The sequence below is a fragment of the Kroppenstedtia guangzhouensis genome, from assembly GCF_014637345.1.
GTDB classification, from domain to species: Bacteria; Bacillota; Bacilli; order Thermoactinomycetales; family DSM-45169; genus Kroppenstedtia; species Kroppenstedtia guangzhouensis.
The window spans coordinates 1-15,544 of record NZ_BMEX01000010.1; the positions used below are offsets into that span (position 1 = coordinate 1).

The window sequence follows — 15,544 nt, forward strand, 5'->3', positions numbered from 1 at the left end:
AATTTTCGTACATAGATGGCCATACCGATCCCTCCCGTGAAAACATCGGTTTTCACAGAAGGTTATTCCCCTTTTGAAGAATTATAATCCTGGACAGGGCACTAGTAGGGAGGTGGCAATCGATGTATGAAAAGTATCGGAACTATAATCGCCTAATTGAATTAATGAAGAAAAAAAGACCATCGCTTTGTTGTGGCATTACTTGATATAGACCATGATAATCTGAGAAGAATTAAACACTCCTTTGAACAAGCAGGCGGGTATAAAAAAGCCGTGGAGGCGATTGGAGCTTTTAAGAGAGAAAGAAATATATCCTGAGGTCCATCTAACAACAAACACCTGCTAATAATTAACAGGTGTTTGTTTATTGACTAATAAAAATATTCCGTAAATAACAAACCCATTTGACACAAAGTTGATGATGGGATAAATTAGAATGAGTTCGTGTATAATATATAAATATACATTATAACCATAACATGTTGAAGCGGAAAAGTCAACCCTTTTTTAGAGCGTGTCTGGTCATTCAATTTTATGTGATGTGTAGAGAGAGCTGGTGTGACCGGCGGAGATCCTTTGCCACTCGGGGAAGTACAACTCGCCTGAGTGGCTTTCACCCCAGGTCTCGCTATGACGCTTTTTTGCAAGAGATCAGTGACGGTACACCGTCCCGAAACCCCAGCAATGGATTGATCAGACACTTCCTGGAAGCATTGTGAAAAAGCCGTTTGCAGAAGAGTTGGATTCACAACAGGGTGATTCTGGCAGTTCGGAACGACAAAAAGGTCATGTGAAACCCCTGACCCACCCGGCCACCACTCATTCACAACGCTTCTGGAAGTCAGGTCTATAGAAAGGAAGAGGGCCGTGTTTCTATCCCGTATTTTCAATTCCATCCAGCTGTCACCCCAATCCAAGACAATGGTGGAGCTGCTCGAATTAAATGAGAAAACAAAAGAGCATGGTCTGGTTTTAACGCCTGACGATGTAAAAACAGTAATGGTGTCCAGAAACAAAGTGCTGCGTGACCATGGACGGATTGAGCTGGGCATTGAGGTGACAAAGGGATTAATCGAGGTGTTTTCCAGTTCACCATATATGGATCAGGATCATTATGTAGATGCGCTAAATGAGCTGCATGAGATTTTCTATTACCTTCGTAATGAGACGGAAGACAAGATTGGGGACGCTAAACTCATCCAACTGATGAAGGATTATTTTGATGGCTCCTGTGCTGGCTCCTTGGAACTGTTGAGAAGCAAAATGGAGGAATTCGCCGAGAAGTTCAGGAGGGACATGATCCGTCAAGAGTCGTTATTTGAAGGGGATGAATAGGCTTGGATGTGGATCACACACAAGATGGTTCCCGAGCGGTTTCCAATATTTACATCGATCGGTCGCGGTTAAAGCGGAATCAATATGTCATGTCTCTTCTGCAGGAAGGTCAGCGAGTGGGGATGATAACCAGCCGGGAGGCCTACCGGATTCAGGTCGGGATCATGCAGGTCCTGCAACAATTGATCAGGCGGTACACCCAAGGGGAAAGCACATCGGTGACGTCTGAAACAGCAGAAGGGATCATGGTATCCCTGATGTATGCCATGGATGCCTATGCCCTTCATTTCAAGAATCCTGAGGAGGCTATTTCCCATTTGAAATCGGAGAATGTGGAGGATCTGCATGCCAAAGGGGTTGAATTGCTTCGCCAGTATTTTGAGGATGCCAAAGGACTGTATCAGGATGTAAAAAAAATAAAGTTGGATGTCCCGGTGGATGCGTATAATATGACCATTGATGAATCATTACCTGTATTTATGAACAACTACAATATCATTTTTGAAGCCCATAACACGATGGCGAGTATCGACTATCCTTTAGCCCTCGATGATATGCGGCTTCAGGGGGTTTTTTACATTAAGCAGTATCTGGAACGGTTGCAAATGGAGACCCGGTTCTGTCATTTTTTCAGACATCAGGATCTCATGTATGTCCTGACAAATTACGGGAAGATATGCCGTTTTGATTATCGCATTGAGCTGTTTAACATATTTGAGTTAATGATGAATAACGCACTCTTTTCACTGTTATCAGGGGGAAGGGCCAATCAGGTCCGAATATCAGAACATCAATATACCCGGTTAACCCGGAAATTAGCTGCTTGCCATCCGGATCAAAGGGCTGCATTGATTGAGGAAGCGGTGGATCGGTTACAGGAGGAGTTACAAACAGATCCGGCACTCAACCATTATATGAATCTGTACCGCGAGGAGGTGATTCAAAGGGTAAACAATGCAACGGAAAGCGGAAGCCTGGAATCGCTGATCATCAGGGAAAAGGAAGAGCGCGAAAAACCGATGGTGCTGATGCTAAATGAGAATGAACGCATGAATGATGTTCAAATGCGGAAATTGGTTGACAGGATCATGGAAAGTGACGATACAGAAAATAAAGTGCGACTGATCCGGGATCATTTTGCTTCACTGCATGATTATCTGGATTTGCTCAATTCAGACAGTCTGTTTGGTGACGAATACGATGCACTCTTCGCCACCTTTGGGGATGTTGAATTGGCCATTTTTGCCAAAATCGTGTTTTATGAGGAATTGCGAGGAGATATTCGGGATTTTCAAGACATTGTTGCTGATGGAACGGAAGCCGAGAACGAGTGGGAGACCCATTATATTGCGTTTATGCAACAGTTGGAGGATGAGCGCATCAAGGCCATTGGACGACTAATATATGATATTGACTACGAGGAAATATCATTTTACTGAGACAGGGCACAGGGGCAACTGCGCTGACGTCCATTCGCCTGGGGGAGAAAAACAAAGCTGAAGCTGAACGGGTAATGGGAAATGCGTTCACCCTTTTGATTTTGGTTTCCATTGTGTTTACGGTGCTCTGTCTGATCTTTTTAGACTCTGTTCTCACCGCGTTCGGCGCAAACAGAGAAATATTGGACCCTGCAGCAGATTATACACGTATTATTCTCTTTGCCAGCATTTTCATGATTATTGGATCAGGGATGAATAACTTTATCAGGGCTGAGGGTAATCCCAAAAAATCGATGTTCACCTTATTGATCGGCTCGATCCTGAATGTTATTTTGGCCCCTGTCTTTATTTTTGGCTTTGATTGGGGAATGGAAGGGGCGGCCTTGGCCACGGCGATTTCCCAATTAATATCCGCTTTATGGGTGATGTCGCACTTTTTTACGGAGAAGAGTGTTTTGAAGATTCGTATAAAAAATATGCAACTCAGTGGTGTTTTGGTGAGACGGATTCTGGCGTTGGGTGTAGGGTCCTTTATCACGCAGATGGCAACCAGTGTGCTGATGATTGCCATGAATAATGTGCTGTTAAGTCATGGTGGAAGTACTGCGATTGCAGGAATGAATGTGGTCAATGCTGTGCAAACCTTTATCATGTTGCCTATTTGGGGGATCAGTCTGGGGATCCAACCGATTATTGGTTATAATTTTGGGGCCAAAAATTATGAGAGAGTTAAAAGTATCCTGGTTTCAGCGATGGTGTTTTCCACTGTAATTGCTACCGTTGCTTCTCTCTTTATTTATTTTGTCCCGGAGGGCTTGGTGGCTGTTTTTAACCAAAGCGAAGAGCTGGTCCGGTTTGGCAGCCACGCCATGGTGATTTTCCTGCTCTTTACTCCTCTGATCGGTTTTCAAATCATCGGGGCGGGATTTTTTCAGGCAACTCCCGGTGAACATCACGCGATGTTCCAATAATTACGGTCCCCGTCAATTTCCTGAAAAATTGATCCCTCTCATGATTATCCATGCCTTGCAAGAGAAGCCTTTACCTCTTTATGGGGATGGGGAATATACCCGGGATTGGCTCTATGTAGAAGATCATTGTGCCGCTATTGATCTGGTGATTCACAGAGGTGTCGATGGAGAAGTCTATAATATCGGCGGCAACAATGAGAAAACCAATTTCGAAGTTGCGGAAAGCATTCTCACATTATTGGATAAGCCGAGGGATTTGATTCGATTTGTGCCGGACCGCCCCGGCCATGATCGCCGTTATGCCATCGACGCAACAAAAATTTAGAGGCAACTGGGCTGGCAACCCCAATACGCTTTTGAAGCAGGAATCGCTCAAACAGTACAATGGTATGTGACCAATCAAGACTGGTGGAATGGGAAATCAGGATGATAAAAGGGAGCAACGTTGCGACACCCAAACGATTCATGTGCGTCATCGTCGATGACTCGGTCCGGAGGGTGAGGCATTCCGCTTTTTGTCTATGAACAGTTTATCATGTTGCGGGAAAACAGATGGGACTCATCAATGCCCCTTCAGCAAGGTGGGGACAACTTGGTGGGGGGATCCGATCTCTTGCAGCTCTCTTGCAGCGCAAAGGACCTTTCACCTCCTCACCATCCTTGATCTGATGATCCACACAAGGTTCGGAGGGGGCCATAAAATCCGAAAAAGCCAGGCAGGGGAAGTCCCCTTGCCTGGCTTTTTTCATTTTAACTTCTCTCAAGGATGTTGATTCACTGGAAAATGGGCGTTGGAAAGGATCCTTTGGGATTCAATGTCCATAACCTGATCATCGACAGTGTGGGTTTCGTCGTGAAAATACTCTCACGGTGCGATTTTTAATGGACAAATTACATAGTTATAGGTAGAATTATGAATAGAAAGGAGGATTCTAGAAGAGGTAGCAATTAAGTCGGAATATGGAGAAAAGGGCTGCAAAGCGGGTTATGCCCTGAAAGAAGTGAGAACTCATGGTTGAGGAGGAGCAGGTTGTGGTCAAATTGCTGGGAGGGGAGCGGGTCTATTTGCGCCCGCCGGAGAAAAAGGACACCGGCCTTTTATTTCGGAGTTTTTACAATCCTGAGGTTCGTCGGTTGACGGGTACTTATCAGGTGATCTCCATGGATGCGATGGAGAGCTGGTTGGAACGGGTGATCCAAGATGACAGCCGGTTGCTGTTGTTGATAGTGGAGCGGGAGAGTGACCGGGTGGTGGGAGATGTGGAGCTTTTGGAGATCCATCCGGTCAACCGGAGTGCTCATATACGGATCGCTCTCCATGATGAAAAGGAGTTTGGAAAAGGGTATGGGACGGAAGCCATGGGCCTGATGTTGGATCACGGGTTTGGACACTTGAATCTGCACCGGATCGAATTGGAGGTTTTCGATTACAACCATCGGGGGATTCGTACATACGAAAAGTTGGGATTTCGTCGGGAGGGTGTCAAAAGGGAAGCCTTGTTTAATGATGGTACCTATCATGACGTGATCCAGATGGGGCTTCTGGCTGGGGAGTATCGGAAGAGGAGTGAAGTCGGATCTGGCGATGAGGGAGCAGGGATGAACAGCCGAGTCTGATAAATCCGGGAGCGGGGAGATTGGCCTCTGCCCGGGGCTGGGTTCCTTTGTTTTTCGTAGATGATTTAACAACAGGAAAAAGGTAGCGATTCAATCACCATCCCGCCTTTACAGGAAAGGCGGGATGGTGTTCTTACTTGGTCAAGTAATATTTGATAATGGACAGGCATTCCCGGGCCTTATAATAGGGGGAGAACAAGACCTGGGAGTGGACAGGGGCGGGTTCGGCGGGAATCCCGGTGTTCCGGGCCAAAGCGAGAGCCCGGTACATATGATAGTCATGGGTGACGAGATAGATGTTTTGAATGCCGTTCGGTTTGAGGAGTTTTTTGGAGTATCGGAGGTTTTCCTCAGTATTGGTCGATTCTTCTTCCAGAAGTAAATCTTTCGGCGGAACCCCCCGATCCACCAAATATCTTTTCATCCCTTTCGCTTCGGAGATTCCGTCGTCTCCGATGCCTCCGGAACAGATGATCCACTGGACCTGGCCTTTGTTGTACAAATAAAGAGCCATCTGCAACCGCTCCGTCAATGCCGGGCTCGGTTGACTGTCCCAGAGGGCTGCTCCCAGCACCAGAGCGGCATCCCGGGATTGGTGGGACACTAGGACATCATCATAGCGAGAAGTTTGCACCCAAAAAGGCCCCATGAAAAGGGGAAAGATCAAGCACAGGATCACCCCGCTCCAAAGCCATCGTTTTTTCAATGAGAGAAACACTCCTTACCAGTGTGGAAGGTTTGGACGTCTCTCATTCTATCAGAAGTGGGTTCCACCGGGGTTAAAATAAAGGATGGAATGAAGATCTTCCTTCCGGACCAGAATGGACTGTGGGAGGTGTGTGCCGTGACTTCATCATATCCACGTCTGTGGCCTGAGGAGCAGGTGCCCGGGGATGCGGAAGGATGTACCGACTGTGGGCTCCATCTTCACGGTTCCCGGATGGTGTGGGGGGAAGGGAATCCGACGGCACCGATCTGGGTATTGCTGGATAACCCCGGCGCCCGGGAGGACCGGGAAGGGAAATCATATGTTTGCGGCACAAGAGAGACGTTGCAAGAGGCGGTGGACCAGGTGGGATTGACGGAGAAGGACCTGTATGTCACCTACTTGTTGAAACGCCGTCCCCATCGGGCCTATGACAAGGAGTCCGTACGCAGAGCTTGCCTGAAGCATTTGGAACGACAGCTCGGGGAGAAATCACCTCAGTGGGTCATTTGCCTGGGAAATGTAGCGGTACAATGGTTTTTCCTTGATTTGGAGGCAGAAGTGAGGAAGCTGCGTGGAAGCTGGCATAGGGTCCGGGAAGTGAGGACTCGGGTCAGCTATCATCCCTTGGCTGTCCGTCGGCGTCCCAACCTGCGTTCCCGATTCCTGGAGGACTGGAGGACTGGAGGGCGCTCAAGGAGAATTTCAAGGGAAATTAAAAGGAGCCCTCCAAGCCGCAGATGGATGGAAGGCTACAATGTAGGGATTGGGTGTGCTCCTGCAATTTACGATACATCAATTCCCGCAAAGATTCATTATATAAATAATACCATTTGTGTTTGGGAGTGAGGAGATGGAGAGTTCTGAATTTATATCCTCTTCCACTCTCCTCCTTGCATTGCCTTCATTTCAGTGTACGATAGTATAGACCCTTGGTTTGGGTGGGGCTGAAAACGCGCTTCCATTGCAGAAAAAGATTTAACAGAAGAACGAACAGGAGGAGCCGCAAGTGAAACCCGTACCGACTGAAAAATCCCGCACAGTCAAAACATCTCTGGTCTTGCCGCCGGATACCAATTATATGGGCACGATCTTCGGTGGCAAAGTATTGGCATATATCGATGAGGTGGCGGGAATTGCTGCCATGCGCCACTCCGGTCGCCCGGTGGTGACTGCGTCAATCGATTCCGTCGATTTTTTCCTTCCGGTGAAAGAGGGGGACATTATGACTGTGGAAGCCTTTGTCACTTGGACGGGACGCACTTCGATGGAGGTGTACACCCAAGTGACGACAGAGAAAGGTCCCGGTGGGGAAGCCCGGTTGACCGCCACTTCCTTTGTCACCATGGTGGCGGTGGGGGACGATGGCAAACCGGTTCCCGTCCCACCGGTACTGCCCCGGACGGAGCGGGAAAAACACCTTTACGAAACCGCTCCTAAACGACAGCAGTCCAGAAAAAAAGGGAGAAAATCGTAAGATTCGATTGTGGGTTCCATACCGGTCCCGGTGGGAACCTCCGATCCCATCCTGGAGTCGGTGGCGGATACTGGCTCCATTTCTTTTTGAAGTGATGTAATTCATCCTTGTATGATATATTTAAAATCTTGGGACTGCACTGGAAAGCATGGTGAAAAATTTGTTCACAGGGAGTGTTGGGTTTTACATGGAGTGATTTTGGCAGTTCAGAACAACCAAATTGTCATGTGAAAAAGCATCTGATCGATCCGGTCAGCCTAACTCTCCGACGCTTCCAGTCCAGGATATGTTCTGTGATTCACCTTTTATGTGATGTGTAGGGATGTGTAGCAAAAGGCTTGTGTGACCGGCGGAATCTTTGTACTCAGGGGAGTGGAAGTCTCGTCGGATCTCCTGAGTCGGGCTATGCGCTGGAGGTCATACGGGATCAACCCCCAGCGATGGGTTTTGTCAGACACACCCTAATCATGTGGATTTCACAATCGATAGAAAGGAGGAGGGACAATGGCCCGCACCATTCCGGAAACGATTAGAAAAGAAGCGACATCAGGGGAACGGTTGTTGTTTCAAACGCTTAAGGAACATCTGCCACAAGATTATATCGTCTACCATGAGCCGGAGATCTACGGCAGGCGACCTGATTTTGTAGTGATCGGCCCCGACCTGGGATTGGTGGTGTTGGAGGTGAAGGATTACACCAAAAGCACTTTGGTGAAACTGAATCCTGATCGCTGGAGCTTGCACAAGAGGGATGGGAAGAGGGTTACCGTCACCAATCCCATGAAGCAAGCCCGGGATTACGCCTTCCGGATTGCCGATAAATTAAAAAAAGATGTCGCCTTGGTCCATACCGAGGGTAAATATAAGATGCAACTGAGGTTTCCTTACGGGTTCGGAACAGTGTTCACCCGGCTGTCCCGAAAGGATTTGCAGGAGACCGGAGTGAAGGATGTGGCAGGGGAAAAACAGGTTCTCACCCAGGAAGAAATCGATCCGGAGAAGGATCAGTTCTCAGCAATTCTGTTACGCCGGAAACTGAAGGAGATGTTACCGGCCCCTTTTTCCATGAAGAATCCGCTCACAGAACTGGATCTTGCCCGGATCCGATATCATTTATTCCCTGAGGTGCGGATCCACGGGAAAATATCCAAGGTTCACATGCATGACTCCATTCTGTTTCATCTGGAAAATTTGGAGACGATGGATTTGCACCAGGAGGAGCTGGCTAAACAGATCGGAGATGAGCACCGTCTGATCCGCGGGGTGGCCGGAAGCGGAAAAACCCTGATCCTGGCCAGTCGGGCCCACCTCTTGGCCAAAGAGCACCCGGATTGGAACATTCTTGTCCTCTGTTACAACATTTCCCTTTCCCGGGGGATTCGCCGGATGATCCAAGAGAAGTTTAAGGAGCCGGATCTCCTGGAGGAAGAGGGGGAAGTGTCGGAATCCGGTAAGGTTCGGGTATTCAATTTCCATGAGTGGCTGCGGCAGGAACTGAAAATCAGCAAAGAGGAAGAGATCCCCGACCTGTTGGAAAAGTTGGAGCAGGGCACAGAAGGATTCCCCTGCTACGATGCCATCTTGATCGATGAGGGGCAGGATTTTCAACCGGAGTGGTTGAGGTTGGTGAGTCGGTTGTTAAACCCCAAAACCCGATCCCTCTTGTTGGTTGAGGATCGGGCTCAAAACATCTATGCACGGCGGAGAAGTTACAAACAGGATACTGGTCTCGATTTTCGCGGTCGTTCCCGGGTTCTGACTGTCAATTATCGAAATACCGCTCCCATTGTCCGTTTTTCCTGGGATTTTTATCGAGCTCATGCTTCCGATCACGGCAAGGGGAACGATGAGGTGGAGATCATCGCACCCCAGAGCACTCTGCGGGAGGGCCCGAAGCCGGTGGTTCGACGTTTTCGATCCATCGGAGAGGAGACGGATTTCGTGGCAGAGGAAATCCGTCGCCTGCGGGGTGAAGAGGGAATTCCTTTATCCCGGATGCTGATACTGTACCGGGTGAAATACGGAACCATCGATAGGATTCGGGATTCGTTGAAAAAGAGGGGGCTCCCCTTCACCTGGATTGCGGAGAACAGTCAGTCAAAGCGTTCCTTTGATCCGAAGGAACCCACAGTCAAGATCAGTACCATTGACAGCAGCAAAGGTTTGGATTTTGATGCGGTGTTTGTTGTGAATGTGGATCGACTCCCCCTTTCCCGGGAGAAAAACAGGGATCGGGAAGTCTCCCTTCTCTACATTGCTATGACCCGGGCTAAAAAACACCTGTGTCTCACCTATTCCGGGGATTCGGAGTTCACCCGTTATTTTGATCGAAGAATCCAGGAAAATCCCTCTGTTCATCTCTGAACCAGGATACGCATAGACCAAAAATCCGTACATCCATGTGCACGGATTTTTGGTGTTTTTTATTCCTCGGGAAGCCTTTGTTTCTTCCAGGCGTCAAAACCGCCTTTCAAGTTGATCACATGTTTGTGCCCTTTAGCTTGAAGGAGGCTGCAGGCGATGGCGGAGCGGCCGCCGGATTTGCAATATACGAGGACCGGTCTGTCCCTAGGGACTGTCTTGGACTGGTCTTGCAGATGCCCCAGCATGAGATGATGGGCATCAGGGATATGTCCTTGATCCCACTCGTTTTTCATCCGAACATCGATTACATCCCATTCCCCGCTGTTTATTTTGTCGGCGGCATCGGCGGGAGAGGCGTTCTCATATTGTTCCAGCTCTCCGGGTTCCGTGTTCCGGAACAGGTCGAGGCTGAAAAATCCTTTTATAAGGTCGATCCCGATGGACAGAAGATCTCGCCGGATCTCCTCTACCTGATCCGGATCGGCAATCAGGTAGAGGGGTTGCTCATAGTTCACCAACCATCCAGCCCAGTTGGTAAAGGATTTTCCGGAAGGGATGTTGATGGTTCCGGGAAGATGACCCGAGGCGAATTGGGGAGCGGGCCGGGTATCGATCACGGTGTCTCCCTGTTTCAATACCTTCTTCACGGCTTCCGGGGAAGATTCCTGTTTTTCAGGGGGGGGAAGATGGGCGAGCAATTCCGGACCGTTGTTGTTTACATGTTTCATCACTGCAAAATAAGTGGGGGGCTCCGGCTGACCTTGTAATAGCTCTTGTTTAAATCTCTGACGGTCTTCTTGCTTTAAAGCCCAATTGTAACGTTTTTCATAACCGACAGTGGAGGAGGGAACGGCTCCCAAAGCTTTCCCACAGGCGCTGCCCGCTCCGTGGGCCGGCCAAATCTGCAAAAAATCAGGCAAATCCTTGAATCGTTTCAGTGATTGGAACAATTGATCGGCACCGATCGCGGCGGAACCGGTGATTCCGACGGCTTTCTCCAACAAGTCCGGTCGGCCCACATCGCCCACGAAGACAAAATCACCGGTAAAAATGCCTATCGGTTCGTCGACTCCACCGTCGGTCAACAGATAAGAAAGGTGTTCCGGGGTATGCCCTGGTGTGTGAAGCACATCGATCCGGAGATGGCCAATCTGGAATTGGTCTCCATCCTTCAGAAACTGATGATCCAGTCTCCGGGCATAGGGGTAACCGGTTCCGCCTGCCGTTTCCCCAGACAGATAAAGTTTGACCCCGGCCTGTTCTGCCAACTCCCTGGCTCCGGAAACATAGTCGGCGTGAATGTGGGTTTCGGCGGCAGCCGTGATCTGGAGTCCCTCTTGGCGGGCAGTCCGGAGATAGGGCAACACATCCCGGCCGGGGTCAATCACCAGGGCTTCTCCCGTAGCCAGGCAACCCACCAGATAGGAAGCATGGGCCAGTTTGTCATGATGGAAATAGCGGAGGTACATTCCAAATCCCCTCATTTTTCAAAAGTGGATGCATCCTATCTCCATTCTTATTTGTCAGGAAAGATTCTATGCTTTGGCTTGATATGGGGTGGAGTCCGGATGATCAGATGGACAGGCTTGATCGAAGAATATTTTTTCAGACTGTGAATGACAGGCTCTCTTACATGATGTCATCCCCTATAAGGTATTCCTTTGAGACAGATCACGATGGAGAACCTCCGGAGAACCGCCCTCGCACCAATCTCTGATAGGGAGGATTGACAAACAATTCTCAGAAAGTGGGCTGACCTCCGACTTGATTTCGTGCATCATAGGAGTTGGAGGGAGGGATTCAGATGAAAGTGATCGGATGGAAGGGTTTCTGTTTGGTTTCAGCGGTGGTGTTGTTGATCGCGGGCTGTTCTGATCCAAATCCATCCACATCAGAAGAAAAAAAATCCGGTGAATCCGTTCAGGTGGATGCAGCCCAAGCAGAGGAAACTTATCAAAACAATTGCATGAGTTGTCACGGGGACCAACTGCAGGGAGCCCAGGGTCCGAGTCTGGAAAAAGTGGGCGCCAAACTTTCTGCCAAAGAGATTGAAACCATTATCCAAAGTGGACAGGGAAGCATGCCGCCACAAGTTTCTTTGAATGTGGAAGAACGTAAAAATCTCGCCGGTTGGTTGGCAGAAAAAAAGTAAGCGCTTCAGGAAAAACGCTTTCCTCTGCGGGGAGCGTTTTTCCATTTGAAACCTGGACAGTTGATTCGAGGTCACCGGTGCGGTGAACCGCACATGGAAGCGGAGCTTCCTTGGATTCTCCTTCACATCGCATCAACACCGCATCCGGATCGCCAAGGAAAGCGTGAAACGAATGCGGGATAAAATCCGTCAACTGACATCCCGCAGTCGCCCCATTCCCATGGACCGGCGGATTCAGGAACTGAACCGCTACCTCATGGGTTGGTGTAGCTATTTCAAGTTGGCGGAAACCTCAACGGTGTTTCGGCGCTTGGATGAATGGCTGTGAAGGCGCCTTCAGATGATCCGCTGGAAAGAGTGGAAACAGCCGAAGACTCGGGTACGCCAGCTTATTTCTATGGGCATTCCGAAAGGGAAGGCCGATGAGTGGGGCAACACCCGGAGGAAATACTGGCGCATCGCAAAGAGCCCTATTCTACACCAAACCCTTGACCTTGCCTATTGGCAAGACCAAGGGCTTCTGAATGTCGCTCGTCGAACCCATTTCCTTCGTCAGACGTAGTGGAACCGCCGTATACCGAACGGTACGTACGGTGGTGTGAGAAGATGGGGGTTAGTCGCCCCCTCTTACTCGATTATATCCCGGGCCCAAAGTATGTGGGAAAGCCGTAATGATGCATACGATCGGGGGAAGAAGATGGACTGTCGTGATGATGGTGATGATGGTGGTGATGACAATGCTTCATCATCCGTTTCAATTCTTTATACACTTTTTTGGAGTGACGGTAAGCTTTGTGCAATTCGTGGCAATGGTGATGGTAATGCTTGTGGTGTTTGTAATGCTTCTCACCCAAAACAATCAGCCTCCTCTCGATTCAGAAAACCTTGGGTTTTCTCACTAACAGGGTATGTTTGTCTATCCACAGACGTAACGGGGACGAGTGTCCCAAAAACGACCCGAAGATCGGACAAAAAGACCGATCCTTTCGAACCGGTCTTTCATGATGGCCTCTATTCAATTTTTTTGATCCGCTCAGTTCCTTTCAATGCATCAATCCGGTCAATTCCTGTTCCGAACATGGCAATTCGGCATTCAGTCTCGATTCGTTCCAACTGGGAGGCGATCGCATCGGGAGTGGGAGCGGTGGCGGCTTTTAGAAGAGAACGTCCATAGCCGGCAAGGTCCGCTCCGAGGGCGATCGCCTTGGCTCCGTCTACACCGTTGTTCAATCCGCCACTGGCAATCAGGGTTCCCTCCGGAGTCAGAGCACGTCCTTCCCGGATACAGTCGGAGGTTGGGTGTCCCCAGCTTTCAAAGGCCTCTGCGGCCTGGAAGAGGAGTGGGTTTTCCGAACGGTATTTTTCCACTTGGCTCCAGGAGGTGCCTCCTGCTCCGGCCACATCAACAAAATCGACCCCGACGTCGAAGAGGCGACGAGCCAGTTCCCCGTCGATTCCCCACCCCACTTCTTTGACACCAACAGGAACTTCCAGTACACTGCAAACGTCTTCCAGCTTGCGGAGCAGATTACGGAAATCGGTGTTGCCCTCGGGCTGAAAGACCTCTTGCAAACTGTTCAGGTGGAAGACCAGGCCGTCTGCTTCGGACAATTCCACAGCCCGCCGGCAGTGGTCGACACCATATCCGTAATTGAGTTGAACCGCACCCAGGTTGGCCAGGATCGGAATGGTGGGAGCGACATTCCGCACATTGAAGGTATCGGCAGTGTCGGGATGTTCAATAGCGGCACGGACAGAGCCGAGACCCATGGCCCACCCCCGGGCTTGGGCGGCTGCAGCCAGGTTTTGGTTGATTTTGGCGGATTTATCAGTCCCGCCGGTCATGGAGCTGATCAAAAAAGGGGCTTTCAGTGATTTGCCCAAAAAGTCCGTCGCAAGGGAGATGTCAGCATAGCGGATTTCCGGCAGAGCTTGATGGATAAAACGGTACTTTTCAAATCCGGTGGTGATTCCACTTCCGCTCACCTCGCGGTTGAGCACGATCTCGATGTGTTCAGACTTTCTCTTTTCCGTTTGGTTTTCATTGCTCTTCATGAAATAATCCTTTCCGGTGGCAAATGTGGTTTTGTCTCTCACCGCAGAAATCATTGTGAAATAGGTTGCTCAGGAAGGGGAAGCCTCATGGATTGCGTTGGGTCGGAAGAAGTGACACGCCGGCCGATCGGCCATCCCGGAACGTATTGAATCACAACACTGATAACACAAGGGAGAGGAGAAGAGTATGCAATCATTTTTCTCAACCTGAGCAAATACTTATGTTCAAACACAGCGGGAGGAAACCCTATGACTATATGATGACATCATATGAGTGGGATCGTCCAGCCCTGCTTTGGGAAAGGCACTCTTGCCAAACCGGAACCAGTATTAGATAATTAGGATATAATCTAATTGATTTCGGGTGGGATATATGGTGAATGAAGCCTTCAAAGCCTTATCCGATCCGACCCGACGTCGGATACTCCATCTGTTGCGGAAAAGGGATCTCACGGCAGGGGAGATCGCGGAGCATTTTTCCATGACCAAGCCGAGTCTCTCCCACCATCTGAACACCCTGAAACAGGCCAATCTGGTGCTTCGGGAACGACAGGGCCAGCATATTTTGTACTCTCTCAATACGACGGTCCTTCAGGAAGTGATGGGTTGGTTTCTGGATTTGGCGGAAAGACCGAGTCGGAAGGGGCGAGAGAAATGAACAAAGGATGGAATCGTTGGGATACGGTTATCTTGCTGCTGGGACTGGTCCCCCTGGTTTTTGCTTGGACGGTCTATGATCGTCTTCCAGACCTGATTCCCAGCCATTACGGGTTGAATGGGCAGCCGGATGATTTCAGCGACAAACTCAGTTTTATTTTGATGATGTCGGGGCTCAACTTGGGGTTGCCCTTTTTGATTAAATGGATGCCTGCGGTAGATCCCCGTCGGAAAAATTATCGAAAGTTCAGCCGTTTCTACGGGCTCTTCCGATTCGCGATCACTCTGTTTTTCAGTGGGATGTTCACCATGATCCTGTTGAAATCACTGGGATATCCCATCGATATTGCCAAAGTGGTGATGCTGGGAATCGGGCTCTTGTGGATGTTGATCGGCAATTACCTGGGTCAAGTTCGCTCCAACTGGTTCTTCGGCATCAAACTCCCCTGGACATTGGAGAGTGATGAAGTTTGGCGGAGAACCCATCGGATCTCCGGTGGCGTTTGGATGGGGGCAGGGCTGATGATCTTGCTGTCCTCTTTTCTGCCTCTTCCTGTCGCCTTTTGGACAGTGGCAATTGCGGTGGCGGGTTCAGTCTTGGTACCTGGGGTGTATTCTTATCTTCTGTTTCAAAAGTTGAATGATCATGCATGATGGATGTTGTTGCTGCTCCAACAAAGGGGTGGCTTTTTTTTACGGATGGAACCAGGTTATGGGAGGGGGCATGGCCCATAACAACCTTTTGCATGTCTCGACGTATGCTGTAGAGAA

General features: G+C 49.4%; 15 protein-coding genes and 1 pseudogene. 12 read left to right on the forward strand and 4 right to left on the reverse strand.

Going from position 1 to position 15,544, the window contains the following annotated elements:
• Positions 1–867: 867 nt before the first annotated feature.
• From IEV46_RS12490 to IEV46_RS12510, 5 genes and pseudogenes are all read left to right on the forward strand, one after another.
• Entirely contained in the window at positions 868–1,335 is a 468-nt protein-coding gene (locus tag IEV46_RS12490) for a DUF6323 family protein (protein WP_188432892.1), read from the forward strand.
• Positions 1,336–1,337: 2 nt separating this feature from the next.
• Positions 1,338–2,774 (forward strand): DUF6179 domain-containing protein, encoded by a 1,437-nt coding sequence (locus IEV46_RS12495; RefSeq protein ID WP_188432893.1) that lies wholly within the window; start codon positions 1,338–1,340, stop codon positions 2,772–2,774.
• Entirely contained in the window at positions 2,771–3,745 is a 975-nt protein-coding gene (locus IEV46_RS12500; protein WP_268235901.1) for an MATE family efflux transporter, read from the forward strand. The genes IEV46_RS12495 and IEV46_RS12500 overlap by 4 nt, the downstream gene beginning before the upstream one ends.
• Positions 3,714–4,175: pseudogene (locus IEV46_RS12505) on the forward strand (dTDP-glucose 4,6-dehydratase); the annotation flags it as partial. The gene IEV46_RS12500 and the pseudogene IEV46_RS12505, both read left to right, overlap by 32 nt.
• Positions 4,176–4,756: 581 nt before the next feature.
• Positions 4,757–5,362 carry a GNAT family N-acetyltransferase gene (locus IEV46_RS12510; RefSeq protein WP_188432894.1) on the forward strand — a complete coding sequence of 202 codons (606 nt, stop codon included), beginning with the start codon at positions 4,757–4,759 and terminating at the stop codon, positions 5,360–5,362.
• A gap of 133 nt (positions 5,363–5,495) precedes the next feature.
• Here IEV46_RS12510 and IEV46_RS12515 read toward each other — a convergent pair whose 3' ends face one another.
• Positions 5,496–6,068, reverse strand: a complete 573-nt coding sequence (locus tag IEV46_RS12515) for a YdcF family protein (RefSeq protein ID WP_188432895.1) — start codon at positions 6,066–6,068, stop codon at positions 5,496–5,498.
• 138 nt (positions 6,069–6,206) lie between these two features.
• Here IEV46_RS12515 and IEV46_RS12520 point away from each other — a divergent pair, with 138 nt between their 5' ends.
• The 3 genes from IEV46_RS12520 to IEV46_RS12530 all read left to right on the forward strand — a co-directional run bounded on the left by IEV46_RS12520 (position 6,207) and on the right by IEV46_RS12530 (position 9,909).
• Entirely contained in the window at positions 6,207–6,917 is a 711-nt protein-coding gene (locus IEV46_RS12520; protein ID WP_229736086.1) for a uracil-DNA glycosylase, read from the forward strand.
• Between the two features lie 160 nt (positions 6,918–7,077).
• Positions 7,078–7,545 (forward strand): acyl-CoA thioesterase, encoded by a 468-nt coding sequence (locus IEV46_RS12525; RefSeq protein WP_188432897.1) that lies wholly within the window; start codon positions 7,078–7,080, stop codon positions 7,543–7,545.
• Positions 7,546–8,049: 504 nt separating this feature from the next.
• A complete protein-coding gene (locus tag IEV46_RS12530; RefSeq protein WP_188432898.1) occupies positions 8,050–9,909 on the forward strand; it encodes a 3'-5' exonuclease in 1,860 nt (619 codons plus the stop codon).
• Between the two features lie 59 nt (positions 9,910–9,968).
• Here IEV46_RS12530 and IEV46_RS12535 read toward each other — a convergent pair whose 3' ends face one another.
• Complete coding sequence (locus IEV46_RS12535) at positions 9,969–11,378, reverse strand: MBL fold metallo-hydrolase (RefSeq protein WP_188432899.1); 1,410 nt, start codon at positions 11,376–11,378, stop codon at positions 9,969–9,971.
• A 335-nt stretch (positions 11,379–11,713) separates the two neighbouring features.
• On the opposite strand from IEV46_RS12535, the gene IEV46_RS12540 reads away from it, so the two are divergent.
• Together IEV46_RS12540 and IEV46_RS18155 are read left to right on the forward strand one after the other, a co-directional pair.
• Complete coding sequence (locus IEV46_RS12540; RefSeq protein ID WP_188432900.1) at positions 11,714–12,061, forward strand: c-type cytochrome; 348 nt, start codon at positions 11,714–11,716, stop codon at positions 12,059–12,061.
• An 82-nt stretch (positions 12,062–12,143) separates the two neighbouring features.
• Positions 12,144–12,389, forward strand: coding sequence for a group II intron maturase-specific domain-containing protein (locus tag IEV46_RS18155; protein ID WP_229736087.1), 246 nt, complete (start codon positions 12,144–12,146; stop codon positions 12,387–12,389).
• A gap of 307 nt (positions 12,390–12,696) precedes the next feature.
• Here the strand turns inward: IEV46_RS18155 and IEV46_RS12550 are convergent, their stop codons facing one another.
• Both IEV46_RS12550 and fni read right to left on the reverse strand, forming a co-directional pair.
• Positions 12,697–12,915 (reverse strand): hypothetical protein, encoded by a 219-nt coding sequence (locus tag IEV46_RS12550; protein ID WP_188432901.1) that lies wholly within the window; start codon positions 12,913–12,915, stop codon positions 12,697–12,699.
• Between the two features lie 157 nt (positions 12,916–13,072).
• Positions 13,073–14,116 (reverse strand): type 2 isopentenyl-diphosphate Delta-isomerase, encoded by a 1,044-nt coding sequence (gene fni / locus IEV46_RS12555; RefSeq protein WP_188432902.1) that lies wholly within the window; start codon positions 14,114–14,116, stop codon positions 13,073–13,075.
• A 376-nt stretch (positions 14,117–14,492) separates the two neighbouring features.
• Between fni and IEV46_RS12560 the strand changes: the two genes are divergently transcribed.
• On the forward strand, positions 14,493–14,774 hold the full coding sequence (locus IEV46_RS12560) for an autorepressor SdpR family transcription factor (protein WP_188432903.1): 282 nt from the start codon (positions 14,493–14,495) through the stop codon (positions 14,772–14,774).
• Positions 14,771–15,427 (forward strand): SdpI family protein, encoded by a 657-nt coding sequence (locus IEV46_RS12565; RefSeq protein WP_188432904.1) that lies wholly within the window; start codon positions 14,771–14,773, stop codon positions 15,425–15,427. The genes IEV46_RS12560 and IEV46_RS12565 overlap by 4 nt, the downstream gene beginning before the upstream one ends.
• Positions 15,428–15,544 lie beyond the last annotated feature (117 nt).

Excerpts from the sequence above, each read along its gene's own strand:
- IEV46_RS12510 (WP_188432894.1), top strand. The coding sequence starts at position 4,757 with ATGGTTGAGGAGGAGCAGGTTGTGGTCAAATTGCTGGGAGGGGAGCGG.
- IEV46_RS12530 (WP_188432898.1), top strand. The coding sequence starts at position 8,050 with ATGGCCCGCACCATTCCGGAAACGATTAGAAAAGAAGCGACATCAGGG.
- IEV46_RS12535 (WP_188432899.1), bottom strand. The coding sequence starts at position 11,378 with ATGTACCTCCGCTATTTCCATCATGACAAACTGGCCCATGCTTCCTAT.
- IEV46_RS12540 (WP_188432900.1), top strand. The coding sequence starts at position 11,714 with ATGAAAGTGATCGGATGGAAGGGTTTCTGTTTGGTTTCAGCGGTGGTG.
- fni (WP_188432902.1), bottom strand. The coding sequence starts at position 14,116 with ATGAAGAGCAATGAAAACCAAACGGAAAAGAGAAAGTCTGAACACATC.
- IEV46_RS12565 (WP_188432904.1), top strand. The coding sequence starts at position 14,771 with ATGAACAAAGGATGGAATCGTTGGGATACGGTTATCTTGCTGCTGGGA.